This window comes from Variovorax palleresanus, from assembly GCF_051144945.1.
GTDB classification, from domain to species: domain Bacteria; phylum Pseudomonadota; class Gammaproteobacteria; order Burkholderiales; family Burkholderiaceae_C; genus Variovorax; species Variovorax paradoxus_S.
Window position 1 is genome coordinate 1047621 of record NZ_JBJNVP010000002.1, and the last position, 26604, is coordinate 1074224.

Sequence of the window (26604 nt, forward strand, 5' to 3'; positions counted from 1 at the left end):
TTTGCGTGAGGCCGCGGCGTTGCCGCGCTAGGCGGGATCGAGCGCCAGCAGGCGGCGCTTCACGGTGGCGCCGAACTGCGCGTCGCGGATGATGTCCAGGTGCCCGGTGCGCGCAACCACCTCGGTCGAGAGCACGCGCGCGCGGTCGGGCCAGCGGCGCAGGGCACCCGGCGCCTCCAGCGAGCGCTCGGCATGGAACACCTGCACCGGCAAGTCCGTCCTGGCCTCCTGGTAGCGCGCCGACTGCACGCGGCTGTCGAGCGTGGCCCACAGCAGGTACTCGTAGGCCTCGTCGCCCGCACCGTCGAGCGGCGACACCCAGGCGGGAGCCAGCAGTTGCTCGGCCACCCAGGTCTGCTCGGCCTCGGTCATGCGGGCGAACAGCTCTTTCCATTGCGCCGCCATGTCCGACTTGGCAAGCCATGCGGCCAGCACCTCGTCGGCCTGCAGGCGCTGCGCCGGCGCCAACGTGCCCGCCGGAACCATCGGCTCCGACTCGAACACATCGACCGCGCCGAAGAACACGATCTCGATGCGCCCCTGCAGCTGCCGCGCCACCTCGAAAGCCAGGTCGCCGCCCAGCGACCAGCCCAGCAGTGCGCAGCGGCCGCCGGTGGCGGTTGCGACGATGAAGTCCGCATATTCGGCCGCAAGCTCGCGAATGGCAAAGCCGCGCCAGCGCTTGCGCGTGTAGACGTGGCTCACGAAGGCATACACCGGCCGGTCGCCCTGCACCGCGCGCGCCAGCGGCTGGAACTCGCGCGAGTTGACGATCAGGCCCGGAAGGCAGAACAGCGGCACGCCCGCACCGCCCGCATGCAGGCACACCGCATCGTTCGCGCTGTCGGCCCGTTGTTGCACGCGCGCGGCCAGCTCGCGAAGGTTGCCGGCCTGCATCACATCGGCCAGGCTCAGGTGGCTGCCGCCGGGCAGCTGCTTGCGGACGAGCGCGATCAGCTTGAGGCTCAGGAGGGAATCGCCGCCCAGCTCGAAGAAGTTGTCGTTGCGCCCCACGCGCGCCACGCCCAGCACCTCGCGCCAGATTCCGGCCAATGCCTCTTCGACATCGCCTTCTGGTGCCTCGTGGGCGCGTTCGCTGCCCAGCCCTTCCGGCTCCGGCAGCGCCTTGCGATCCACCTTGCCATTGGCGTTCAGCGGCAGGCCGTCGAGCACGGCGAAGGCGCGCGGCACCATGTAGTCGGGCAGCACCTGGGCAAGGCGCTCCTTGAGCACCGCGGTGTCGATGGCCTGGCCCGCATGCGCCGCGATGTAGGCCACCAGCCGTGCGCCCGCCGGGCCGTCCTTCGCCACGACGACGGCTTCTCGCACCTCGGGCTGCGCGAGCAGTTGCGCCTCGATCTCGCCCAGTTCGATGCGCAGGCCGCGGATCTTCACCTGGTGGTCGATGCGGCCCAGGTACTCGATCTGCCCCTCGGCATTCCAGCGCACCAGATCGCCGGTGCGGTAGAGCCGGCCGCCTTGGTGGTCGAACGGATCGGCCACGAAGCGCTCGGCGCTCAGGCCCGGCCGGTTCAGGTAGCCGCGGGCCAGGCTCACGCCGCCCAGGTACAGCTCGCCCGCGACCCCCGGGGGCACCCGGTTCAGCTCGGCATCCAGCACATGGGCGCTGGTGTGGCTGATCGGCTGGCCGATGGGCACGAGGCTCTGGCCATCATCCCGGCAGGTCCAGCGCGTGACGTGGATGGTGGTCTCGGTCGGCCCGTAGAGGTTCTGCAGCGTCGCACCACTGAGGCGCTGCAGTGTCTCTTTCTGCGTCTCGGCCGGCATCGCCTCGCCGCCGCAGATGATGTGGCGCAGCCGCGTGCTGGCCTCGATGCCTTCGTGCGCAAGGAAGGCCTGCAGCATCGAGGGCACGAAGTTGAGGGTGGTGACCTGGTGGCGCTGGATGAGGTCCACCAGCCGGGCCGGGTCGCGGTGGTCGCCAGGGTTGGCCACCACCAGCCGCGCGCCCGCGGTCATCGGCCAGAACAGCTCCCACACCGACACGTCGAAGCCGAACGGGGCCTTGTGCAGCACGGTGTCGTCGCGGGTGAGGCCGTAGGTGCGCTGCATCCAGGCCATGCAGCTGTGCAGGGCATGGTGGCGGATGGCGGCGCCCTTGGGCTGGCCGGTGGAGCCCGAGGTGTAGATCACGTAGGCGAGGTTCTCGCCGTGCAGTGGGACTTGCGGATCGGCATCGGGCTCGTTGCCGAAGTCGAGGCTGTCGATTTCCAGCGTGGTCAGGCGGCTGCGGTCGTGCAGGCAGGCGCGCGTGGCGCGGTGGGCCAGCAGCAGCTGAAGGCCGCTGTCCTGCACCATGTAGGCCAGGCGTTCGGACGGGTATTCCGGGTCCAGCGGCAGGTAGGCGCCGCCGGCCTTGAGCACGCCGAGGATGGCCACCACCAGTTCGACCGAGCGCTCCATCGCGATGCCCACCAGCGTGTCGGGCTTGACGCCGAGCGCGATCAAGCGGTGGGCCAGGCGGTTGGCGCGGCGGTTGAGTTCGCTAAAGCTCAGTTCCTCGTCGCCGAAGAGCAGCGCGGTGGAGTCCGGCTGCAGTCGGGCCTGCCGCTCGATCAGGCGGTGCACGGGCTCGGCCCCTGGCTCGCGCTGCGTGTTCACGCTCCATGCAGTGAGTTGCGCCTGCTCGGGCGCGTCCATCAGCTCGACGTCGCCCACCGCGTGCCCGTCGTCGCCGGCCAGCGCACCGAGCATCGCGACGTAGTGCGCGGTCATGCGTTCGATGGTGGCGGGCTCGAACAGCTCCGAGGCATAGATGAAGCTTGTGTGCAGCCGCCCGTCCGCATCCTCGCTGGTGCTCAACACCAGTTCGAACTGAGCCACCGGCGCCGCGAGTGGATACTCTTCCAGTTCAAGGCCGGGCAACTGCTTCAGCGTGCGGGAGTCGGTCCGCTCGTGGCTGAACATCACCTGGAACAGCGGGCTCACGCTCAGGCTGCGCTCGGGCTGCAGCGCCTCCACCAGTTGTTCGAACGGAAGATCCTGGTGCGCCTGCGCGCCCATCGCGGCCTCCTTCGCCTGCGCCAGCACTTTGGCCAGACTCATGCGGCTTTCGACCGCGCTGCGCATGACCTGCGTGTTGACGAAGAGCCCGATGACGCCCTCCGTCTCCGCCCGATGGCGGCTGGCCACCGACACGCCGACGCGGATGTCCTGCTGCCCGGTGTATCGATGCAGCAGCGCCTGGAACGCCGCCAGCAGCACCGTGAAGAGCGTCGCGCCCTGGGCGCGTGCGCGCTTGTGGAGGCCCTGCACCAGCTCCAGCGCAAGATCGACGCCGTGCCTCGCTGCCGTGTAGTGCCCACTCGGCCGCCGGCTGTGGTCCGTTGCCAGTTGCAGCACCGGGTTGCCGGTGCCGAGGCGTTCGGTCCAGTAGGCGAGCTGCGTATCTTTCTCGCCCGCCTCCAGCCAGTTGCGTTGCCATGCCGCGTAGTCCGCGTAGCGAATCGGCAGCGGCGGCAGCTCCAACCCTTCGCCGTGCACTCGCGCACGGTACTGCGCGACGAACTCGCCCACCAGAAGATGCAGCGAGGCGCCGTCGGCAATGATGTGATGCATCACCAGCACGAGCACGTGCACCTGCGGCGCGAGCCGGATCACGCCGACCCGCATCAGCGGACCCGTCGTGAGATCGAAGGGCGTCGCGCTCAGGCGGCGGGCTTCTTCGCGCGCATGCGCTTCCACATCGCCCTGCGCACCGACCAGATCGATCACCGGAATCTCGAGATCGACATGGTCCCGCACGATCTGTTCGCACAGCCCCTGTGCATCCGGCTGGAACACCGTGCGCAGCGAGGCATGGCGTTCGAGCAGCGCGGCAAAACTTGTCTTCAGCGCCTCGACGTCCAGCGTCCCGTGCAGCTTCAGCGCACCGGAGATGTGGTACGCCGTGCTCTTCGGGTCCAGTTGCCAAAGAAACCACTGGCGCATCTGCGCATAGGAAAGCTCGGCCCGGGTTCCGGCCGGCAGGGCCACGATGGGCAGCTTGGCAAAGTCCACGCCCTGCTTTTGCAGCAGGCCGAGAAACGCCTTCTGCTTTTCCGGGGGCAGGCGCGCAAAGCGATCCGCAATGCTGTGCTTGTCGATCTCCATCAATCCTCCAGAAGGTCGAGCAGCGCGGCCATCTGCGCGAGGTCTTCGGACCCTCCCGCCGCCGCTGTGCCCACCTCGTCCTGCACGACGCCGGCCATGGCGGCCAGCGTCGGGTTTTCAAAATAGCGCTTGAGCGGCAGCTGCACCGCGAACTGCTTCTGCACCTTGGTCTGCACGGCCAAGAGGCTCAGCGAGTGGCCGCCCAGCTCGAAGAAGTTGTCGTTGCGCCCGACGCGCTCCACCTCGAGCACCTCGGCCCAGATGGCGGCGAGCGCGCCCTCCACCTCTCCAACGGGCGGCGCATACGCACTGCCGCTCGCCAGCTCCGGGTCGGGCAGCGCCTTGCGGTCGACCTTGCCGTTCGAATTCAAGGGCACGGCATCGAGCACCATCAAGGCCGCCGGCACCATGTAGTCCGGCAGCTTCTGCAGCAGCCGCTCGCGCAGCACCACGGCATCCGCCGTCTGCCCCGCCCGCGCGGACACATAGGCCACGAGCCGCGTACCGCCCGCACCCTCCTTCGCCAGCACGACCGCTTCGCGCACCTCGGGCTGCGCAAGCAGCTGCGCCTCGATCTCGCCAAGCTCGATGCGGAAGCCGCGAATCTTCACCTGGTGGTCGATGCGCCCGAGGTAGTCGAGCTGGCCGTCGCCGCGCCAGCGCACGAGGTCGCCGGTGCGATAGAGCCGCCCACCCACCGTGCCGAAGGGGGCGGCGACGAAGCGCTCCGCGCTCAGGCCGGCCCGGTTCAGGTAGCCACGCGCCAGGCCCGCGCCCGAGACATGAAGCTCGCCCGCCACGCCAACGGGCAGCGGATTGAGGTCGCTGTCGAGCACCCACAGGCCGAGGTCCGGAATGCAGGCGCCCACCGGGCTGCTCTGTTCGTCGAGGTCGGCGCGCACGATCGGCCGGTAGGTCACGTGCACCGTCGTTTCGGTGATGCCGTACATGTTGACCAGCTGCGGCTGCTGGTCGCCGAAGCGATCGATCCATGGGCGCAGGCTCTCGGGTTCGAGCGCCTCGCCGCCGAAGATCACGCAGCGCAGCGGCAGGCGGTCGCCCGCGGCCAGCGCCGCGCTGTGCATCAATTGACGGAAGGCCGATGGCGTCTGGTTCAGCACGGTGACTCGCTGCTCGCGCAGCAGCGCCACGAAATCGCCGGGCGAACGGCTGACCCAGAACGGCACGACCACCAGCTTGCCGCCGGTGCACAGTGCACCGAAGATTTCCCACACCGAGAAATCGAAGGCATAGGAGTGGAAGTTCGTCCACACGTCCTGCGCACCGAAGCCGAACCAGGGCTGCGTCGAGTCGAGCAGCCGCGTCACGTTGCGGTGGGTCAGCTGCGTTCCCTTGGGGCGGCCGGTGGAGCCCGAGGTGTAGATGACGTAGACCAGGTGGTCGGCATGCACCGCCACCTCGGGCGCATGCGAGGGCTCCGCGCTCAGGTCGGCCGTGTCGAGCGCCAGCACGCGCACGTCGTCCTGCAGCGGAAGCTTCGGCGTCACATGGCTTTGCGTCAGCAGCAGGCGGATGCCGCTGTCCGCGATCATGTAGGCCAGGCGATCGGCGGGGTACTCGGGGTCGAGCGGCACGTAGGCACCACCGGCCTTCAGGATGCCGAGCAGGCCCACCACCATCTCGATGGAGCGTTCCACCGCGATGCCCACCTTCACCTCCGGCCCCACGCCAAGGCTGATCAGCCGGTGCGCGAGCCGGTTGGCGCGCGCGTCGAGTTCGGCGTAGCTCAGGCTTTCATTGCCGAAGACCACCGCCGTTGCATTCGCATGCAGTGCGGCCTGCCGTTCGAACCAGCGATGCACGGGCAACTCGGTGTCGCCGGCGTGCAGGTCTTTCACTGATTCGAGTTGTGATGAATCGTTTTCATCCTGCAGGCCGATATCGCCCACCCGCGCACCTGGTGCATGCGCAAGCGCTTCGAGCAGCGTCTCCATCCGGTCGGCCAGCGTCCGAACCATCGCTTCATCGAACTGGCTGCGTGCATGGCTGTAGCTCAGCACCAGCGTCTCGCCCTGGTTCACCGACAGCGTCATCGGGTAGTTCGTCTCTTCGCGGTTCCATACCTCGCCGAAGCGCAACCGGTCCGGCGCGCCCCGCGTCAGCGCCTGGTCCAGCGGATAGTTCTCGAACACCACGATGCTGTCGAACAGGTCTTGGCCGCCCTGCCCCGCCCAACGCTGAATCTCGTAGAGCGGCGTGTGCTCGTGCGCCTGCGCACCGAGGTTCCGGGCCTGCAGCGCGCGCAGCCAATCGCCCACGCGCTGCGCCGGCTGCAGCGTGGCGATCACCGGCAGCGTGTTGATGAAAAGGCCCAGCATCTGCTGCGCACCGGGCAGCTCGATCGGCCTGCCCGCCACGGTGGCGCCGAAGCTCACCGTGCGCTGCCCCGTGTGGCGCGCCAGCAGCAAGGCCCATGCGGCCTGCACCAGCGTGTTGAGGGTCACGCGTTCGCGCTTCGCCGCTTCCATCAGCGCGCGCGTGCGCTGCGCTCCAATCTCAAAGCGCTGCATGCCGCCATGACCTGCCTGCGCATCGCGCGGCTTGGGCAGGGTGTTGGCGAGCCATGTGGGGCCTTCGACGCCGCCCAGCTGTTCGCGCCAGTAGCGCTCGTCGGCCTCGCCGTCGCGCTGCTGCAGCCACGCGATGTAGTCCGCGTAGCGTCCGCCCTGGGATGCAAGAGCTTCGCCGGCATAGTGCCGCAGCATCTCGCCCATCAGCTGCGAGGTGCTCCAGCCGTCCAGCAGCAGGTGGTGCATGGTCCAGACGAAGTGGTGCTTGCCGCCTGGCGTATGCACCAGCACGAGCCGCATCAGCGGCGGCTGGGCCAGATCGAAGCCTTGCGCGAGCTGTGCCTGCGCCAGGTCATCGAGCGCGCGGGCCACGTCGCCACGGTTCCGCCAGTCGTGCTCGGCCATCGGCAACTCGATCTTCCGGGCCACCCATTGGAGGGCGGGCTCACCCACCAGGAAACCGGTGCGCAGCACCTCGTGCCGCTCCAGCAGCGCGCGCCATGCGGCCTTGAAGCGCGCGACGTCGAGCCCGTCGATGTCGACGCGCAACTGGTTCACGTAGGCGCTGCCTCCAGGCGCATACAGGCTGTGGAACAGCATGCCGGCCTGCATCGGCGAAAGCGGGTACAGGTCCGCCAGGTTCGCTGCCGGAACCGGCAAGGCATCGAGCTGCTGCGGGCCGATGCGCGCCAGCGGAAAGTCCGACGGCGTCACGCCCTCTGCGCCGCTGGTGCAATGCGCCACCAGCGCTTCGAGCTCCTGCTGGAAGCGCTGCACCCAGCCTTCCACTGCACCGCGGTCGTGGCGCGCCTGGCTGTAGCTCACGCGCAGTTCGAGCACGCCTTCGTGGACCTGGCCGTTGACCGCGAACTCGTGCGTCAGCGGTGCGCCTGCATCCACCGGCGCACCGCTCGGTTCCTGGGCCAGCACCCATTGCGCACGCTCGTCGAAACCGGCGTCGAACTGGCCGAGGTAGTTGAAGACCACCTGTGCACGGGGCAACGCGCGCAGCGCCTGTTGCTGCGCAGCGCTGACGAGGTGCTTGAGCACACCGTGTCCCAGCCCCTTGTCGGGAATGCGGCGCAGGCTTTCCTTCACGCGCTTGATGGCTTCGCTCGGTTCTCCCAGCGGATCGAGCGCGACCGGGAACAACGTGGTGAACCAGCCCACGGTGCGCGACAGGTCGATGTGGTCGAACAGGTCTTCGCGGCCATGCCCCTCCAGATCGACCAGCACCTTGGCGTGGCCCGCCCATGCGCACAGCGCACGGCCCAGCGCGGTCAACAGCAGGTCGTTGGCCTGCGTGCGATAGGCCGCGGGTGCGTCCTTCAGCAGCGCCTGCGTCGTCGCCTTGTCCAGCCGAAGCTCGACGGTCTGCTGGTCGGCGACGGTGTTCGATGCGTCGGGGTGGGCACACGGCAGGCTCGCGGGCACGTCCGCCAGCGCTTGCCAATGGCCGATCCCTTCGGCATGGCGCTGGGCGTAGCCCTGCAGTGCGACGGTCCAATCCTTGTAGCTGCTGCTCTTGGCGGGCAGCACGATGGGCTGCCCCGCAAGGCGGTGGCGGTAGGCGTCCTGCAGGTCTTCCAGCAGGATGCGCCACGACACGCCATCGACAACCATGTGGTGAATGGCCAGCAGCAGCCGCGATTCGCCGCCCGGCAGTTCGACCGCGAGCGCGCGCAGCAGCGGTCCGCGCGCAAGATCGAGACTGCGCTGCGCTTCGTCGCAGAGCGCTTCAAGCTGCGCCGCATCGCGGGCCTTGCGCACCCACAGCAGTTCGGCGAGTTCGCTGTCCGGCATCGCGGTGTAGTGCTGGTGCCATGTGCCTTGGTCATCCTGGCTGTAGCGCAGGCCCAGGCTGTCGTGGTGCCGCACCACGGCCTGCAATGCCTGCCCGAAGGCCGGCAGCTGCAAAGGCTCGCGGCACTTCAGCAGCACCGCCTGGTTCCAGTGGTTGCGCACCGGCATCTGCATTTCGAAGAAGGCATGCTGGAACGGCAGCAGCGGCGCCTCGCCCTCGGCATCGCCGGCAGCCGTGCGCTTCGCATCGCCCACCGGTTCGGCCGCGCCCGCGAGCTGGGCCACGGTCTGGCGCTCGAAGATCTGCTTGGGGCTCACCTTCCAGCCCGCGAGGCGCAGCCGCGCCACGATCTGCAGGCTCAGGATGGAATCGCCACCCAGTTCGAAGAAGTTGTCGTTCCGGCCTACGCGTTCCAGGCCGAGCACGCCGGTCCAGACCTTCGCGATGGCCTGTTCGGCCTCGCCCTGCGGCGCTTCGTACGCCTTCTCGTCCTGCAGGAGTTCGGGCTCCGGCAGGGCCTGCCGGTCGACCTTGCCGTTCGGGCTCAGCGGTAGCGCGCCGAGCACCACGATGGCCGAAGGCACCATGTAGTCGGGCAGCGCCCGAGCGAGCCGATCCTTCAGTGCCGCCACATCGACGGATTGCCCCGCCTTCAGCGACACATAGGCTGCAAGCCGTGCGCCGGCCGGCCCGTGGCGAGCGATCACCACGGCTTCACGCACTTCAGGCTGGGCCAGCAGCTGGGCCTCGATCTCGCCCAGCTCGATGCGGAACCCGCGGACCTTCACCTGGTGGTCGATGCGACCCAGGTATTCGAGCTGGCCGTCGTCGCGCCAGCGCACCCAGTCGCCCGTCCGGTACAACCGCCCGCCGTCCGCGTCGAAGGGATCCGCCACGAAACGCTCGGCCGTGAGCGCGGCGCGGCGCAGGTAGCCGCGCGCCAGACCGGCGCCGCCGAGGTACAGCTCGCCCGCGACGTTGCGCGGCACGAGGTTGAGGTCGGCATCGAGCACGCGCGCGCTGCGGTCGCCCACGGGCCGGCCGATGGGCGCGTAGCCTTCTTCGAAACTCGCCGCGCCATCGACCTTCCACAGCATCGGCGTAACCACCGCTTCGGTAGGGCCGTAGCCGTTGATCAGCAGCTGGGGCTTCAGATGGCGGCGCACCGCGTCGAAGCCTTCGCGCGACATCGCTTCGCCGCCGAACGAATACAGCTGCACCGGCGGGCAACGGCCGGTGTCGCGTGCCCAGTCTGCGAGCTGCCGCAGGTAGGCCGGAGGAAAGCCGGCATTGGTCACGCGGTGGCGCGTCATCGCGTCCAGCGTCTGCTCGGCGGTCCACAGCGATGCATCGCGCAGCAGCAGCGAGGCGCCGCAGCACAGGGCCGTGAAGAGGCGTTCGTGCGCACCGTCGAAGGAGAACGAGAGAAAGTGCAGCTCGCAGGAGTGCGGCCCCATCTCGTACAGCACGGCCGTTTCCACGCAATGTGCGGCAAAGGGTCCGTGCGACACCATCACGCCCTTGGGCATGCCGGTCGAGCCCGAGGTGTAGATGATGTAGGCCAGGTTGTCGCCATGCACCGGAACGTGGGGCGAATGCACTGGCTCGGCGGACAGGTCCAGCGTGTCGAGCTGCAGCACGCGCACGTGGTCGCCGCAGGGGATGCGCGCCTTCACGTGGCTTTGCGTCACGAGCAGGTCGATGCCGCTGTCCGCAACCATGTAGGCCAGCCGGTCCGCGGGGTACTCCGGGTCCAGCGGCACGTAGGCGCCGCCGGCCTTCAGGATGCCGAGCAGGCCGACCACCACGTCGAAAGACCGCTCCACCGCGATGCCGACGCGCGTGTCCGGCCTCACGCCGAGCGCGATCAGCCGATGGGCCAGGCGGTTGGCGCGGCGGTCGAGTTCGGCGTAAGTCAACGTCTCGTCGCCAAACAGCAGCGCCGTGGCCTCGGGGCGCTCGTGCGCCTGCCGCTCCATCAGGCGATGCACGGGCTCGCTGCCCTGCTCGTCCGGGGCGTTGACGCCCCATTGCGCGAGCCGTTCTTTCTCGGCGGGCGCAAGCAGGTCGACGTCGCCGACCGCCTGCGCCGGACTGTCGGCCAGCGCGCCCAGCACCGCCAGGTAGTGCCCCGCCATCTGCGCCATGGTCTCCGCGTCGAACAGCTCCTCTGCATAGTGAAAGCTGGCCTGCACATGGCCCTGGGCGTCTTCGATGATGCTCAGCGTGAGTTCGAACTGCGCGGCCTGCCCGCCCAGCTCGTGGTCCTGCAAGGTCAGGCCGGGCAGGTTCTGCAGCGCGCGATGGTCGCGCCGCTGGTGGTTGAACATCACCTGGAACAACGGCGCCGTGCCAAGGCTGCGCTCGGGCTGCAGGGCCTCCACCAGCTGTTCGAAAGGCAGGTCCTGGTGCGACTGCGCGCCCAGCGCCGCATCGCGCGTGGCTTCCAGCGCCTGCAGCAGGCTGGTGCGGCTGGTCAGCACGTTGCGCAGGACCTGGGTGTTGACGAAGAAGCCGATGACCTTTTCGGCCTCCACGCGATGGCGGTTGGCAACCGGCACGCCGATGCGGATGTCCTGCTGCGCGGTGTGGCGGTGCAGCAGCACCTGCAGCCCCGTGAGCAGCACCATGAAGAGCGTGGCGCCCTGGGCCTGCGCGCGCTTGTGCAGTGCATCCACCACCTTCTGCGGCAGGGCCACGTCATGGCGGGCGGCGCGGTATCGGCCATCGGTGCGCCGCGGGCGGTCCGTCGGCAATTGCAGCACCGGGTGTTCGGTGCCGAGGTGCGCCTTCCAGTAGCCGAGTTGCCGCTCTTTCTCGCCGGCCTCCAGCCAGTGCCGCTGCCAGACGGCGTAGTCGGCGTACTGAATGGGCAAAGGCGCAAGCCGCGACGGCTGCCCGTTGGCCCGCGCGCGGTAGTGCGCCGTGAACTCGTCCACGAGGATCTGCAGCGACCAGCCGTCGGACACGATGTGATGCATCACGACCACGAGCAGGTGCGCGTTTTCCTCAAGCCGGATCAGCGCCACCCGGAGCAGCGGATCGGCCGTCAGGTCGAAGGGCGTCTCGGCGATGCGCCGGGCTTCTTGCTGCGCCCGCGCATCGCGCTCTCCATCCGCGAGCGCGCCAAGGTCGATGAGCGGAATGTCCAGCCCCGCGCGCTGCTGCACCACCTGCTCGACCAGGCCTTCGGCGTTCGCGCGGAACACCGTGCGCAGCGACTCATGGCGTTCGACCAGGGCGTCGAAACTGACCTGCAGCGCATCGCGGTTCAGCGCGCCCTCAAGCCGGAGCGCACCCGAGATGTGATACGCCGAACTGCCCGGCTCCAGCTGCCAGAGGAACCACTGGCGCATCTGGGCATACGAGGGCGGGCAGGCGACGCGCGCCGCCTCGTCGCGTTGGAGAATCGGAAACTGCCCGATCGTCAGCCCTTCGGCGCGGATCTTCTGGTACACCGCCCGGCGCTGCGCCGGGTTCAGGCGCGAGAAGCGCTTGCCGATCTGGTCATGGGTGGCTGCCGTGAATTCCATCAAGCGATCTCCAGGCTGTCCATGAAGGCGTCGATGTCGGAGAGAGACTGGGCCACGGGTTTCCTTTCGCCGGCACCTGCAATGAGTCGGGCCATGTCCAAGAGAACCGGCTGCCTGAAAATGTCGCTGACGGTCAGGTCCGCGTGCATCGCGCCCTGCACCCGCGCGACCACCTGCACGGACATGAGCGAATGCCCGCCGAGCTCGAAGAAGTTGTCGTGGCGGCCCACGCCCGGCACGCCGAGCACCTCGGCCCACACCGCAGCAAGCGCTTCTTCCACGGCGCCCTGCGGCGCCTCGTAGGCCTGGGCGTTCGCGCGCTCGGGTTCGGGCAGCGCCTTGCGGTCGACCTTGCCGTTGGCGTTCAGCGGCAGAGTCTCCAGCACCATGAAGAGACTGGGCACCATGTAGTCGGGCAGCGCCCGGCCGAGGCGTTCGCGCAGGCGCGCGGTGTCGATGGCCTCACCGGCCTGCGCCGAAACATAGGCCACGAGCCGCGCGCCGCCCGCGCCCTGGCTCGCAACGACGACGGCCTCGCGCACTTCGGGCTGCGCGAGCAGCTGCGCCTCGATCTCGCCCAGCTCGATGCGAAAGCCGCGGATCTTCACCTGGTGATCGATGCGGCCCAGGTAGTCGAGCTGGCCTTCGCTGTTCCAGCGCACCAGGTCGCCGGTGCGGTACAGCCTGCCACCGCCGTCGCCGTCGCCGTCGAACGGATCGGCCACGAAGCGCTCGGCGGTCAACGCCGCGCGCTGCACGTAGCCCCGCGCGAGCCCCGCACCGCCCAGGTATAGCTCGCCCGCGGCGCCCGGCGGCATCAGGTTCAGCTCGGCGTCGAGCACATAGGTTTGCGTGTCGTCGATCGGCCGCCCGATCGGCACCTGCGTGCGTCCGTCGTCGCGGCAGCTCCAGTGCGTCACGTCGATGGCCGCCTCGGTGGGGCCATACAGGTTGTAGAGCGCGGCCTGCGGCAGCCGCCTGAACACCTCGTTCTGCGCTTCGGCCGGCAGTGCCTCGCCGCTGCAGACGATCCGCCGCAGGCTGGTGCACGCCTCGATGCCCGGGTGCGCCAGAAAGGCCTGGAGCATCGAGGGCACGAAGTGCAGCGTGCTCACTTGATGCGTGCGGATCAGCTGCGCAAGGTGCGCCGGTTCTCGGTGGTCGCCGGGGTTGGCCACGGCCAGCCGGGCGCCGAACATCAGCGGCCAGAAGAACTCCCACACCGACACGTCGAAGCTGAACGGCGTCTTCTGCAGCACGGTGTCCGCCTCGCCGAGCTTGTAAGACTGCTGCATCCACACCAGGCGGTTGTAGAGCGAACCATGTCGGTTGGCTGCGCCCTTGGGCTTGCCGGTCGAACCCGAGGTGTAGATCACGTAGGCGAGGTTCTCGCTGTCGAGCGCCACCGCCGGGTTGCTTTCCAGATAGCCGCCGAGGTCCAGCGTGTCGAGCGTGAGCATCGGCACGCCGGTCTGCAGCGGCAGGCGTTCCTTGAGGCGCTCCTGCGTCAACACCAGCGCGAGCCCGCTGTCTTCCACCATGTAGGCGATGCGGTCCGCGGGGTATTCCGGGTCGAGCGGCACATAAGCGCCGCCCGCCTTCAGAATGGCCAAGAGGCCGACCACCAGCTCGATGCTGCGCTCCAGCGCGACGCCGACCTTCACCTCGGGGCGCACACCCTGCTCGATCAGGCGATGCGCCAATTGGTTGGCCCGGCGGTCGAGTTCGCCGTAGCTCAAGACTTCCGCGTCGAAGATCAGCGCAGTGGCATTCGGACACTCGGCCGCCTGTTGCTCGATCAGGCGATGCACGCATTGCGCTTCGCCGCGGCGATGGGTGTTGACGCCCCATTGCGCGAGCCGGGCGCGCTCCGCATCGCCCAACAGATCCAGTTCGCCGAGCTTCGAAACCGGCAGTTTCACCAGCGCTTCGAGCACGCGCTTGTAGTGGCCGGCCATGCGTTCGACAGTCTCCGGCTCGAACAGCTCGGCCGCATAGCGGAAGTTGGCCCGGATGCCGCCGTCTTCGCGTTCGATGGTTTCCAGCGTCAGCTCGAAGGGCGCCGCGCGCTCCTCCAGATCGATGCGCCGCACCTGCAGACCGGGCCAGCCGCGCAGCGGGCGGTCGCCCTGCCCCAGGTGGTTGAACATCACCTGGAACAGCGGCGCGGCCGCGTGCCCGTGCTCCGCGCGCAGCGTCTGCACGAGGCGTTCGAACGGCAGGTCCTGGTGCGCCTGGGCCTCGATGGCGGTGTCGCGGACTTGCGCGAGCAATTCGGCCAGGCTCGTCTGCGCGTGCAGGCGCGCATCGAGCACGAGCGTGTTGATGAAGATGCCGATGACGCCCGCGGTTTCCGGACGACTGCGGCCCGCAACAGGCACGCCGACGCGAATCTCGTTCTGGCCGGTGTAGCGGAACAGCAGGGCATGGAAGGCCGCGAGCAGCGTCATGAACAAGGTGCCGCCCTGCGCACGCGACAGCTGCTTCAGTTCCTGCGCAAGACCCATGGGAATGTCGAGCGAATGCTGCGCCGCGCTGTAGTGGGCCTCGGCGGAACGCGGCTGGTCGGTAGTCAGGGAGAGCACCGGCTGGCTGCCACCGAGACGCTCGCGCCAGTAGCCGAGCTGCCGCTCGCCTTCGCCGTCGGCAAGCCACTTGCGCTGCCACAGCGTGAAGTCGACATAGCCGATCTCCGGCCCCGGCTGCGCGCTCTGTGCGCCCTGCGTTCGCGCGGCATAAGCCTGCGCGAGCTCGTCCAGCATGAGCTCGACCGACCATGCATCGGAAATGATGTGGTGCATCATGAGCAGCAACTGGTGCTCGCCATCGGCCATCTTGAGCAAGGCGCAGCGCAGCAAGGGGCCGGCCGTCAGGTCGAAGGCGGTGCGGCAGACCTGGTCCACCGCGTCGCCGTAGCGGGATTCGCGCGCGGCCGCATCGAGCACGCTGAGATCGACGAAGGGAATGTCGATGCGGACTTCCGCCTGGACGCGCTGCTCCGGCAGGCCTTCGGGGCCGGGGCCGAACACGGTGCGCAAGGCTTCATGGCGCCTGGCGAGCGACTGCATCGCATCCTGCAGCGCCGTTACATCGAGCGGCCCCGAAAAACCAAGTCCACCACCAACGTGGTAAGCCGTGTTCGCAGGGTTCAGCTGCCACAGGAACCACTGGCCCTGCTGCGCGAAGGACACGGGCACGGGGCCGTCGATGTGGCTGCGCACGATGGCCTCGCGCGCGGGCGCCGCGTTGCCGCCCGGTTTCAAGCGGCGCTGCAGCAGGCTCAGCTGCTCGGGCGACAGCTTCGCGCGCCGTTCGGAAAGAGGGGATGTTTCGCTCATGATGAAAAACTCGCAGTGATGCGATCCGCTGGCGGATGCGGGTCGTCGGTGGCCGGGGCTTCGCGCTCGATCTCCTCGATCAGCCGCAGCTCGACCAACGCGGCCAGCTCGGCCACCGTCGGTGCCTTGAAGAAATCGGCCGGTTGCAGCTCTACGCCGTAGGCCTTGCGCACACGGGACAGCAGGCGGATGGCCAGCAGCGAATCGCCGCCCAGCTCGAACAGGTTGTCGTGTGCGCCCACGGGCGCGATGCCGAGGGCTTCGGTCCACAGCGCGGCCAGCCCTTCTTCCAGTTCGCCTTCGGGTGCGGCATACGGTGTGGGCAGCGCGGGACGTGCATGGCTGGTGCGGGCTTCGGCCGACGGCGCGGTGTCTTGGGCTTCCACCGCGTCGAGCAGATTGCCGAGCGGGCGCAGGCGCGGCGCCAGCGGCGACACGGAAACCACCGTCTGAGGCAGGTCGGGGCCGTTGACGATGCGCTCGAAGGCGAGCACGCCGGTGCGCTCGTCGAGGCCGACGCCTTCGGGCAGGTTCATGTCGGCCGCGGCGCCGACGTCGCGCCAGGCGTCCCAGTTCACCGAGAACACCGGCAGCGCCGACGTGCGGCGGTGGGCCGTTGCCAGTGCATCGAGAAAGGCATTGGCGGCGGCATAGTCGCTGCGGCTCAGGCCGCCGACGAGCGTGGCGATGGAGGAACAGAAGAGCACGAAGTCCAACGGCTCGCCGCGCAGTGCGTCGAGCAATGCGCGCGTGCCCGCCACCTTGGGCGCGAAGGCTGCCTCCACCTGAGCCCAGGTGCGCTGCACGATCATGCCGAGCCCCGGGTCCATCACAGCGTGGACCACGCCGTTGACCGCGCCGAAGCGCGCATGCGCCGCCGCCAGGGCTTCGCGCAGCTGGGCGGGGTCGGTCACGTCCGCCGTCACCGTGAGCACTTGCGCGCCGGCGGTTTCGAGTTCGATCAGTTGGCGCAGCTTGCGGCGCAATGCCGCGGGTTCGTCGGTCGAGGCGGCGATGCGCTCCCAGTCGACGCGCGCAGGCAATGGCGTGCGGCCGAGCAGCACCAGCCGGGCCTTCCATGCGCGGCTCAGATGCCGCGCCAGCGCCAGGCCGACGCCGCCCATGCCGCCGGTGATGAGGTACACGCCGCCCTCGCGGAGCCGCTGCGTGGCGCGTTGCATCGGCAATGGCTCGTAGTTCTTGGTCCAGCGATGCGGCCCGCGGTAGGCGACCACGAAATCATCGTGTGCGGATGCGGCCTCGTCGGCGACCCGGCGTGCCAGGTCGCTTTCCGCCGCGCTTTCCGGCGCGGGCAGCACCACGTCGACGACGCGGCAGGCGATCGACGGATATTCCTGGCCCACGACCTTGGCGATGCCGAGCAGCGTTGCCTTCTCGGGTGCCAGCACCTCGGTGCCTGAAACGTCCTCGAGGCCGTCGGTGACGATGGTCAGCGCCATTGGCGCGCGGCCCGATCCACCCAAGGCGTCGAGCGCATGCACGAGCGCGAGCAGGCTGAAGTAACCGGCTTCGAAGACGCCTGCATGCGGCGGCGGCGCGGACCGGCCGCCGTCGAGGCTCCACAGATGATGAATCCGATGGACAGCGCCCGCTTCGGCTTCCACTTCCCGCAGCAGGGCTTCGTGGTCGGCGCGTTCGCCTTGTCGAATCGTGTATTGCCGCGGCGCAGTGCGCGCAAAGCGCGAGCCTCGCAGTGCCAGCACCACCTGTTCGCCGCGATCCCGCAGCGTGCGGGCCAAGCGGTCGGTGAAGCTATCGGCGTCGCCCAGGATCAGCGTGCAGCCCGTGCGGTCGGCTTGCTCTGCGGCGGGCGGCAACAACGGCGTGCTTCGCTGCCAGTTCGGCGCATAGAAAAGATCGGCGGCCGCAGCCGGCGACGAGGGCCGTACGGCGGCCCCGGCCTCGACCCAGAAGCGCTGGCGCTGGAAGGCATAGGTGGGCAGCGGCACGCGGCGCCTCTCGCCGCCTTCGTGGCATGCGGTCCAGTCGATGTCGATGCCGGCGGTCCACAGGCCCGCGACGGCATTCGCCAACTGCTGGCTGTTGCGCGCGGTCTGCTGTGCATGCGCCTGGCTGGCCCACAGGCCGGCGGCTGAGCTGCTGCCCGGATGCTGTCGCGCCAGCCCTGTCAGCATCTCGCCGGGGCCGACTTCGAGCACCACGCGCCCGGGCTTGCTGAAGATGTGGCGCAGCCCATCGGCGAAGCGCACGGTATTGCGCAAGTGCCGGCCCCAGTACGCGGGGCTGGTCGCCTCCTGCGCGGTGATCGGTTCACCGGTCAGGTTCGAAATGAAAGGAATGCGCGGCGCGTGACGCGGCACCGAAGCGACCAGTTGCTCCAGCGCGGCCACCGCCGGATCGACCAGCCGCGAATGGAAGGCCACGGCGACATGCAGGCGACGCGGCAGATGCTGGCGCGCGCGCAATGCTTCCTCGGCATGCGCGATGGCTTCGGGCGTGCCGGCCAGCACGCAGAGCTGCTCGCCGTTCACCGCCGCGAGGTCGCAGCCTGCCGCAAGGAAAGGCGCGAGCTCGGATTCAGGCAGCGGCACCGCGAGCATCGCGCCGGCCGGCAGCGCCTGCACGAGGCGCGCGCGCTGCGCGACGATGCGTAGCGCGTCTTCCAGCGAAAAGACGCCCGCCACGCAGGCGGCGACGTATTCGCCGAGGCTGTGACCCATCATCAGCGCGGGCTTCACACTGCTGTGCAGCCACCATTGCGCCATCGCATACTCGACAGCAAAGAGCGCCGGCTGCGCGACCTCGATGTGGAACAGGCGCTCGTTCGCCAGCGCCTCTTCGCCGGCGGCTGGAAACAGCAGCGGGTGCAGGTCGATGCCGCTTTGCGCGCGCAGCAAGGCGATGCAGCGATCGAGCGCCTCGCGGAACACGGCGCGTTCGCGGTAGAGCGCCGCGCCCATGAAGGCATGCTGGCTGCCGCTGCCCGGAAACAGAAAGACCACCTCGGGCGCTGAGAGCGGTGCCTTGCGCGGTGCGGCGGCGGGAGCCGACAACATCTGTGCGGCCATCTCCGGATCGTTCGCCACCACGGCGCTGCGCCATGCAAAGGCGCGGCGCCCGGTTTGCAGCGTGTGGGCCACGTCTTGCAGCGGCTGTGCGGGCCGTGCCTGCAGATGCGCCGCGAGCTGTGTGCGCCCTTGCGCCAAGGCAGCTTCGCTCTTGGCCGAGACGGGCAAGACCTGCCATCCCGGCGCCGTCGCCGCATTTGCAACGGCCGGTGCTTCTTCGAGCACGACGTGCACGTTGGTGCCGCCGATGCCGAAAGAGCTCACGCCCGCACGCCGCGGCATGCGCCCCTCGGCCCACGCGCGCGCTTCGGTATTCACATAGAACGGGCTCGCCGCGAAATCGATCTGCGGATTGGGCTGTTCGAAATGCAGGCTTGGCGGCAGCACGCGGTGCTTGAGCGCCATCGTCGCCTTGATGAGCCCCGCCACGCCGGCGGCCGCGTCGAGGTGGCCGATGTTGGTCTTCACGGAGCCGATGGCGCAGAAGCCGCGCCGCTCGGTATCGGCGCGAAAGGCCTGGGTCAGCGCGGCGATCTCGATCGGGTCGCCGAGCGTGGTGCCGGTGCCGTGCGCCTCCACGTAGCCGATGGTGTCCGCCGCCACGCCCGCGATGAGCTGCGCCGCGCGGATGACTTCGGCCTGCCCATCCACGCTGGGCGCGGTGAAGCCCACCTTGGCGGCACCGTCGTTGTTGGCGGCCGAGCCCTTGATCACCGCATGGATGGCGTCGCCGTCGCGCAGCGCATCGTCCAGGCGCTTGAGCACGACCACGCCGGCGCCGCTGCCGATGAGCGTGCCCGCGGCCTTGGCGTCGAAGGCGCGGCAATGACCGTCGGGCGACAGGATGGCGCCGGCCTGGTAGCGATAGCCGCCCTCTTGCAGCAGGTTGAGCCACACGCCGCCCGCCAGGGCCATGTCGCAGTCGTGGCCCAGCAGCGCCTGGCACGCGGTGTGCACCGCGACCAGCGACGTCGAGCATGCCGTCTGCACGGTGACCGCGGGGCCGCGCAGGTCGAGCTTGTAGGCGACGCGGGTGCACAGCGAGCCGCCGGAGTTGCCGTTCATCAGCCCGAGCAGGTCGGCAATGCCGCTCTCCGCGCCGAGGCCGAAGGATGGCAGCAGGTTGCGGATCAGGTACAGGTTGGTGCCCTCGCCCGCATAGACGCCGACCTTGCCGGGCCAGCGCGCGACGTCGCAGCCGGCGTGTTCGAGCGAAGCCCAGGCGCACTCCAGGAAGACGCGCTGCTGCGGATCGAGGGTCTCGGCCTCGCGCGGCGTGTAGCCGAAGAAGCCGGCGTCGAACTGGTCGAAGCCGTCGAACGTCACGCCGGCCTTCACGTACTCGGGATCGTCCAGCAAGCTCTGCGGCACGCCGCGCGCGCGCAGTTCGTCGTCGGTGAAGCGCGAGACCGACTCCACGCCATCACGCACGTTGCGCCAGAAAGCGTCCACGTCATCGGCGCCGGGAAAGCGCCCGGCCATGCCGACGATGGCGATCTCGATGCCGGTCGGTTCGGAGAACTCTTGGGAGTTGGACATCAGTTGACTCTCTCTGCTGTCTTGCGGCGTTGAAGCATGGCGGCGCGCTGGCGCAATGCCCGGTCGTCGCCAGCTGCGGCAGACGACGCGGCACCGGCCGGCGCCTGCTCGATCCACTGGGCCAGCGATTCGATGGTGGGGTACTTGAAGAGGTTGACCACGGGGATCGTGGCCTGCAGCCGGTCTTCCAGCAGGCGGTGCGCGCGGATCAGCAGCAGCGAGTGGCCGCCGAGATCGAAGAAGTTGTCGTGCTGCCCGACCTGTTCGACCTGCAGCACCTCGGCCCACACCGCGGCCACCGTCTGCGCCACGTGGCCCTGCGGTGTTTCGTAGGCAAGCTCGCTGGCGAAGACGAGCTCCGGCAGCGCCTTGCGGTCCACCTTGCCATTGGCGTTCAGCGGCAGGCCGTCGAGCACGGCGAAGGCGCGCGGCACCATGTAGTCGGGCAGCACCTGTGCCAGACGTTCCTTCAGCACCGCAGTGTCGATGGCCTGGCCCGCATGCGCCGCAAGGTAGGCCACCAGGCGTGCGCCGGCCGGACCGTCCTTCGCCACCACTACCGCCTCGCGCACTTCGGGCTGCGCGAGCAGTTGCGCCTCGATCTCGCCCAACTCGATGCGCAGGCCGCGGATCTTCACCTGGTGGTCGATGCGGCCCAGGTACTCGATCTGGCCCTCGGTGTTCCAGCGCACCAGGTCGCCGGTGCGATACAGCCTGCCTCCCTTGCCGTCGAACGGATCGGCCACGAAGCGCTCGGCGCTCAGGCCCGGCCGGTTCAGGTAGCCGCGGGCCAGGCTCACGCCGCCCAGGTACAGCTCGCCCGCGACCCCCGGGGGCACCCGGTTCAGCTCGGCATCCAGCACATGGGCGCTGGTGTGGCTGATCGGCTGGCCGATGGGCACGAGACTCTGGCCACTGTCATCGGGATACAGGCGGCAGGTCCAGCGCGTGACGTGGATCGTGGTTTCGGTCGGGCCGTAGAGGTTCTGCAGCGTGGCACCGCGCAGGCGTTGCAGCGTCTCCTTCTGCGTTTCGGCCGGCATCGCCTCGCCGCCACAGATGATGTGGCGCAGCCGCGTGCTGGCGTCGATGCCTTCGTGCGCAAGAAAGGCCTGCAGCATGGAGGGCACGAAGTTGAGGGTGGTGACCTGGTGGCGCTGGATGAGGTCGACCAGCCGGGCCGGGTCGCGGTGGTCGCCAGGGTTGGCCACCACCAGCCGCACGCCCGCGGTCATTGGCCAGAACAGCTCCCACACCGAGACGTCGAAGCCGAACGGGGCCTTGTGCAGCACGGTGTCGTCGCGGGTGAGGCCGTAGGTGCGCTGCATCCAGGCCATGCAGCTGTGCAGCGCGTCGTGCCGGATGGCGGCGCCCTTGGGCTGGCCGGTGGAGCCCGAGGTGTAGATCACGTAGGCGAGGTTCTCGCCGTGCAACGCGACCTGGGGATCGGCGTCGGGCTCGTTGCCGAAGTCGAGGCTGTCGATTTCCAGCGTGGTCAGGCGGCTGCGGTCGTGCAGGCAGGCGCGCGTGGCGCGGTGGGCCAGCAGCAGCTGAAGGCCACTGTCCTGCACCATGTAGGCCAGGCGCTCGGCGGGGTAGTCCGGGTCCAACGGCAGGTAGGCGCCGCCGGCCTTGAGGATGCCGAGGATGGCCACCACCAGTTCGACCGAGCGCTCCATCGCGATGCCCACCAGTGCATCGGGCTTGACGCCCAGGGCGATCAGGCGGTGGGCCAGGCGGTTGGCGCGGCGGTTGAGTTCGCTGAAGCTCAGTTCCTCGTCGCCGAAGAGCAGCGCGGTGGCATTCGGCTGCAGCCGGGCCTGCCGCTCGATCAGGCGATGCACGGGCTCGTGCTGCGGCTCCCGCTGCGCGTTCACGCTCCATGCAGTGAGTTGCGCCTGCTCGGATGCGCCGAGGAGTTCGATGTCGCCCACCGGCTGGTCAGGACGATCGGCCAGCGCCTGCAGGATGGCGACGTAGTGGCCGGCCATCCGCTCGATGGTGTCCTGCTCGAACAGCTCGGCCGCATAGATCACCGCGAGCGACAGATGGCCGTCGGGCCTCTCGCGCGCTTCGAGCGTGAGCTCGAACTGCGCCGCGAGATCGGGCAGTGCGTGGTCCTGTGCCGCGATACCGGGCAGCTGCGCGAATGCGCGGTAGTCCTCGAACAGATGGTTGAACATGACCTGGAACAGGGGCGTGCGGCTCAGGCTGCGTTCGGGTTGCAGTGCCTGCACCAACTGCTCGAAAGGCAGGTCCTGGTTCGCCTGCGCGCCCAGCACCGCCTCGCGCGCCTGCGCCAGTACACGCGATGCACTCAGGCGGCCGTGGATCGGGTTGCGCAGCACCAGGGTGTTGACGAAGAGCCCGACCACGCCCTCGACCTCCACGCGGTTGCGGTTGGCAATCGGCGCGCCGATGCGTATGTCTTCCTGCCCCGTGTGGCGGTGCAGCAGCGACTGGAAGCCTGCGAGCAGCGCCATGAAGAGCGTCGCGCCCTGGGTGTCCGCCATGCCGCGCAGCTTGTCGAGCAGGTTGGCAGGCAGCTCGAAGGCATGGCGCGCGGCGCTGTAGCCGGCCTGTGCCTTGCGCGGATGGTCGGTGCGCAAATCCAGCGCTGCGTGCGTGTCACCGAGGTGCGCGCGCCACCAGGCCAGCTGCCGCTCGCCCTCGCCGGCCGCAAGCCACTCGCGCTGCCAGAGCGCGTAGTCGGCGTACTGGATGCGCGGCGCAGGCAGTCGCCTGGCTTCTCCACCCAGATGTGCGGCGTAGCCGGCGGCCAGTTCGTCGATCAGCAACTGCATCGAGGCGCCGTCGGAAATGATGTGGTGCATCACCACGGCGAGCACATGGGTCTCGTCGGCGGTGCGGATCAGCGCGGCACGCAACAGCGGACCCTGCGTCAGATCGAAGGGCTCGGCCTTGAGGCGCCGTGTTGCTTCTGTCAGTTGCTCCTCGCGCTCCCCGCGCAAGTCGATCATCGCCAGCGGCACGGAGCCCGAGGGCTTGACCCATTGCTCCGCATGGCCATCGGCGGCAGCGCTGAATACCGTGCGCAGCGATTCGTGGCGCGTGACGAGGCCATCGAGCGCGGCGCGCAAGGCATCTGCGTTCAACGCTCCCGTGAGTCGAAGCGCGCCACTCATGTGATAGGCCGCACTGTGCGGATCGACCCGCCAGAGAAACCACTGGCGCTCCTGCGCGTGGGAGAGCGGCATCGGCAACAGCCGGCGCTCTGCCGAGAGCACGGGAATCGGTGCACGCTGCGGGCGCACGCCTTGCGCCTGCAGTTGCCGGATGGCCGCTGCGCAAGCCTGCAGGCGCGGCTGCTCGAACAGCATCCGCGCCGGAAAGTCGATCTGCCAATGCGCCGAGATGCGCGCGGCCGCCTGCGTGGCCGTAAGGGAACTGCCACCACGGTTGAAGAAGTGGGCATCGCGAGCCAGCGCGCGGTCGTCGTCGCCATGTTTCCAGACCTCGCGCCAGATGTCGGCGAGGACCTGCTCGACCTCGTCCAGCGGCGCCTCGGGCGCTGCCTCGCTGGGCCCGCCCCGCACGAAGGCACCGTGCTGGTAGATCGCATACGCGTCGGCAGTCCCGTCGATCCAGCCTGCGCGGCAGGCGCTGCGCTGCAGCTTGCCGCTGGTCGTCTTGGGGAGGCCGCCGGGGTTGAGCAGCAGCACGACCGACAGCGGCTCGCCGAACATCTCGCTCACGGCGGCGCCGAGCGCATCGACCAGCACCTCCGGCGGCACCAGCTTCTGCATGCTGCGCGACACCTCGGCCGCGACGCCGATGCCTTCGCCGCCGGCACCCTGCACCGCAAAGACCGCCACACGGCTCTTGCGCACCGCGTCGACCTCGGCCTCGATGAGCCGCTCGATGTCCTGCGGGTAGATGTTGTGGCCGCGGACGATGATCAGGTCCTTGATCCGCCCCGTGACGTAGAGCTGGCCTTCGTGCATGAAGCCGAGGTCGCCGGTTCGCAGCCAGCGCTGGCCGTCGCGCAGGACGAAGGTCTCGCGGGTCTCGCGCTCCTTGCCCCAGTAGCCGAGGCAGATGCTCGGGCCGCAGGTCCAGATTTCACCGATCTTTCCGGATGCCGCCGGCAGCAGCGACTCGACGTCGACGATCTCGACCCGATGCCCTGGGGCCGCGACGCCGCAGCCGACCAGCATCGTGCCCTCGTCGGCCGGCGTGCCGGTGCCGCGGGCCAGGCCGTCGGTGGAGAAGGTGCGCGCCGTCATGCCGTCGCCGCGCATGCCGCCGGTGACGAACAGGGTGCCCTCGGCCAGGCCGTAGCAGGGGTAGGCGGCTCGCGCGTCGAAGCCCGCGGCAGCAAAGCGCGCGATGAATTCGGTTTCGGTGTCTTCGCGCACGGGCTCCGCGCCCGTGTAGGCCACGCGCCAGCTCGACAGGTCAAGCTGCGCCAGCCGCGCATCGTTCACTCGCTCGAGACAGAGGCGGAAGGAAAAATCGGGCCCGCCGCTGTGGGTGGCACGATGGCGCGAGATCAGCTCGAGCCAGCGCACCGGGCGCTCGAGAAAGTAGCCCGGCGAAGTGAGCACCAGCGGAATGCTGTTGTAGAGCGGCAGCAGCAGCCCGCCGATCAGGCCCATGTCGTGATAGAGCGGCGCCCAGCAGACGAACTTGTCTTCGGGCCTCACGCCCATGCCGTGCGTCATGGCCGCTTCGTTGGCGACCAGGTTGCCGTGCGTCACCATCACGCCCTTGGGCGCAGAGGTCGAACCCGAGGTGTACTGCAGGAACGCGATGTCGTCGTCGGTGGGATCGAACGGCGTCCATTCATCGGCAAGCGCCGCATCCACCGCATCGACGGCGATGATCTCGGCGCCTCCGAACTGGCCCGCGCCCGCATTCATCGCGCGCGAAATGGCGGCGGAGGTCAGCACGCAGTGCGCCTCTGAATCGGTGGCAATGCCAGTGAGCCGCGCCAGGTGCTGCGGCCGCATGGACTCGGGCGGGAACACCGGCACCGCGATCACGCCGCTGTAGAAGCAGGCCAGCATGCAGACCGCATAGTGGTCGCCGTTGTCGAGCATGATGAGCGCGCGCTCCCCCTTGGCAAACTGCTGCTGCAACCGGGCCGCAAGGGCGCGCACGCGGCGCTCGAAGACGCCGTAGCTGATCGGGTCTTCGTGGTATTCACCGTTCACCGTGCCGGCCACGGTGAGCCAGATGTCGTCAGTCCGCGTGCGTGCCAGCGCGCGCAGATGGGCGACAAAATTCTTCGGCTGCAGGTTTGCCTTTTGCGGCATCTCGGTCATGTCGTTTCTTCCTTTGCGCGCCAAGCGAGCGCGGCTGCGTAGCCGGTGGGCGCCCTGAGCGCCACGGCTTGAAAATTCGTCCATTCGGGAACGGCGCATTCGAGGGCGAAGCGCCCGTTCGTGCCGGGCCGGATGCCGATCGACTTCAGGTGCCCGGCCACGCCGACGCCGATGGCTTTGAGCACCGCTTCCTTGCCCACCCAGCGGGTGTAGAGCGCATGCAGGCGATTGGCGGCATCGCGCACTTCGCCGCATTCGCGGGCGGTGAATGCCAGCGAGGAGATGGCCTCGACGTCGACATCGGCCTTGCACGCTTCGATGTCGATGCCGATCTCGGTCACGCTCCGTGCATCGCCCAGCGCGATGAGTGCATGCGACCCGGAGTGCGAGACGTTGAACTGCGGCGCGCCACCGCCTGCACGCTCGATGAGCGGCTTGCCGTGCGGGCTCGCCACAAGCGGCACCTCGGCGGGCTCGCAGCCCACGCGCGATGCAAGCAGATTGCGAAGCGCGGCACGTGTCGCGGTGAAGCGCACGCGGTCGGCGGTTCTTGCAAACCTGTCGGCCTTTGCAAGCTCGTCGGGCGTCAGCACCCGCCGCGCCGCCGGTGCCTCAACGGTCAGGTCGAAGTCGAGGCGATACACCTCGATGCCCGCGGGCAGCGGATCAGGCCAGGGCGTGAGATGCATGGCGATCCCGTGCGACGACCTTTCCGAGGCGCTGCGAGAGCGCCGCCAGAAATGCCGTTTCCTGCTGGCGGAGGAAGAAGTGCCCGCCGCTGAACCAGTCGAGCGAAAAGGCACCACCCGCCTCGGCCGACCACGCGTAGATGCGCTCGGCTTCGATCTCATCGTCGCGCCCCGCGAAGACGTGCACCGGCATCGGCAGCGGCGCCTCGCCCGCGTGTCGAAAGCCTTCGCAAACGCGGTAGTCGGCGCCGAGCACGTCGAGCGTGATGCGCATCAACTCGGCGCTTGCAAACACTTCTTCCGGCGTTCCACCCTGCTTGCGCAAGTCGGCGATCAGCGAAGCGTCGTCGGTCTTGTCCGCGAAGCGATCGGGATCACGCCGAGACGGCGCGGCGCTGCCCGAAGCAAGCAGGGCAACAGGCAATGCACGCCCCATCGACCGCAATCGGCACGTCATGCCGTAAGCAAGCAATGCACCCATGCTGTGGCCGAAGATCGCGAACTCGCCGCGCATGGCCTCGGCCTGCTCCACGCAGAGCTGCGCCACGAGGCTGTCGAAATCCTGAACCGGGCTTTCGGCCAGCCGGCCGCCGCGGCCCGGCAGTTCCACGGGCACGACGCGAATCCAGCGCGGCAGCAGGCGGCGCCAGCGCAGGTACATCGTGGCGCTGGCGCCCGCGCACGGCAGGCACAGCAGCGAGACGCTCGTCTCCACGCGC

The 26604-nt window shown here is 69.0% G+C and carries 7 protein-coding genes; all 7 read right to left on the reverse strand.

Annotated elements, in window-relative coordinates:
• Window positions 1-27: 27 nt before the first annotated feature.
• Genes ACJ7Z0_RS08680 through ACJ7Z0_RS08710 form a run of 7 tightly spaced genes read right to left on the reverse strand, consistent with a single transcriptional unit; the run spans window position 28 to window position 26600 of the window.
• Window positions 28-4113: an amino acid adenylation domain-containing protein gene (locus ACJ7Z0_RS08680; RefSeq protein ID WP_434789512.1), complete on the reverse strand. Its 4086-nt coding sequence runs from the start codon at window positions 4111-4113 to the stop codon at window positions 28-30.
• Window positions 4113-11981: an amino acid adenylation domain-containing protein gene (locus ACJ7Z0_RS08685; protein ID WP_434789513.1), complete on the reverse strand. Its 7869-nt coding sequence runs from the start codon at window positions 11979-11981 to the stop codon at window positions 4113-4115. Before ACJ7Z0_RS08685 ends, ACJ7Z0_RS08680 begins: the two co-directional genes overlap by 1 nt.
• Window positions 11981-15319, reverse strand: a complete 3339-nt coding sequence (locus ACJ7Z0_RS08690; RefSeq protein WP_434789514.1) for an amino acid adenylation domain-containing protein — start codon at window positions 15317-15319, stop codon at window positions 11981-11983. The genes ACJ7Z0_RS08685 and ACJ7Z0_RS08690 overlap by 1 nt, the downstream gene beginning before the upstream one ends.
• Complete coding sequence (locus ACJ7Z0_RS08695) at window positions 15316-19908, reverse strand: type I polyketide synthase (protein ID WP_434789515.1); 4593 nt, start codon at window positions 19906-19908, stop codon at window positions 15316-15318. The genes ACJ7Z0_RS08690 and ACJ7Z0_RS08695 overlap by 4 nt, the downstream gene beginning before the upstream one ends.
• Entirely contained in the window at window positions 19908-25196 is a 5289-nt protein-coding gene (locus ACJ7Z0_RS08700; RefSeq protein ID WP_434789516.1) for an amino acid adenylation domain-containing protein, read from the reverse strand. Before ACJ7Z0_RS08700 ends, ACJ7Z0_RS08695 begins: the two co-directional genes overlap by 1 nt.
• A complete protein-coding gene (locus ACJ7Z0_RS08705; protein WP_434789517.1) occupies window positions 25193-25885 on the reverse strand; it encodes a 4'-phosphopantetheinyl transferase family protein in 693 nt (230 codons plus the stop codon). Before ACJ7Z0_RS08705 ends, ACJ7Z0_RS08700 begins: the two co-directional genes overlap by 4 nt.
• The gene (locus ACJ7Z0_RS08710) at window positions 25863-26600 is read right to left on the reverse strand and encodes a thioesterase II family protein (protein ID WP_434789518.1); all 738 of its coding nucleotides are present in this window, start codon (window positions 26598-26600) and stop codon (window positions 25863-25865) included. Before ACJ7Z0_RS08710 ends, ACJ7Z0_RS08705 begins: the two co-directional genes overlap by 23 nt.
• Between the last annotated feature and the right edge of the window lie 4 nt (window positions 26601-26604).

Coding starts and splice junctions, on each gene's coding strand:
- ACJ7Z0_RS08685 (WP_434789513.1), bottom strand. CDS start 11,981: ATGGAATTCACGGCAGCCACCCATGACCAGATCGGCAAGCGCTTCTCG.
- ACJ7Z0_RS08680 (WP_434789512.1), bottom strand. CDS start 4,113: ATGGAGATCGACAAGCACAGCATTGCGGATCGCTTTGCGCGCCTGCCC.
- ACJ7Z0_RS08690 (WP_434789514.1), bottom strand. CDS start 15,319: ATGAGCGAAACATCCCCTCTTTCCGAACGGCGCGCGAAGCTGTCGCCC.
- ACJ7Z0_RS08705 (WP_434789517.1), bottom strand. CDS start 25,885: ATGCATCTCACGCCCTGGCCTGATCCGCTGCCCGCGGGCATCGAGGTG.
- ACJ7Z0_RS08700 (WP_434789516.1), bottom strand. CDS start 25,196: ATGACCGAGATGCCGCAAAAGGCAAACCTGCAGCCGAAGAATTTTGTC.
- ACJ7Z0_RS08695 (WP_434789515.1), bottom strand. CDS start 19,908: ATGTCCAACTCCCAAGAGTTCTCCGAACCGACCGGCATCGAGATCGCC.